This is a genomic window from Halorubrum sp. Atlit-26R (genome assembly GCF_003666015.1).
Taxonomy (GTDB): Archaea; Halobacteriota; Halobacteria; order Halobacteriales; family Haloferacaceae; genus Halorubrum.
Genome location: NZ_QPLT01000500.1, coordinates 1 through 456 on the forward strand (window position 1 = coordinate 1; position 456 = coordinate 456).

Here is a 456-nt window from a genome sequence, read left to right on the forward strand (position 1 = left end):
GTGACGTACAGCAGATCGCGTTGGAATCCGGTCAAGTCGTGCATTTTGCTGTCCGCAGCTATAGTAGTCGTTAGAAGTAATTACTCACGTTTGGAACTGAAGTTGCTCAAGGGCAGTATCAATCGCTGTTGTTAGCTCGTCAAGTGAGTCGAAGAACCGGTTACTCAGAGCTGCTTGAAGCTGTCTCCAGCACTCCTCAACCGGGTTTAGCTCCGGCGAGTACGAAGGAAGCGTCACGAATTCGAGGTCGTCACGGGCCGCCAAGTCCGTGACGGCCGACGCTTGAAAGTACGGCGCACCATCTAGCACCACGTGCAAGTCATCTTCAATTTCTTTACATAGTGCTAAAATGAAATGCTTCGCGTGATCGGCGGTAACGTACTCTTCGAATCGCGAGAAGAAGCGATCACCGTCCTCGGTGATCGCACCCAGCAGACACATCCAGTCGCGTTGGCC

1 pseudogene is annotated in these 456 nt (G+C 52.6%); it reads right to left on the bottom strand.

What is annotated here, in order from left to right:
• Window positions 1-70 precede the first annotated feature (70 nt).
• Window positions 71-456: pseudogene (locus DVK07_RS21650) on the bottom strand (IS630 family transposase); the annotation flags it as partial.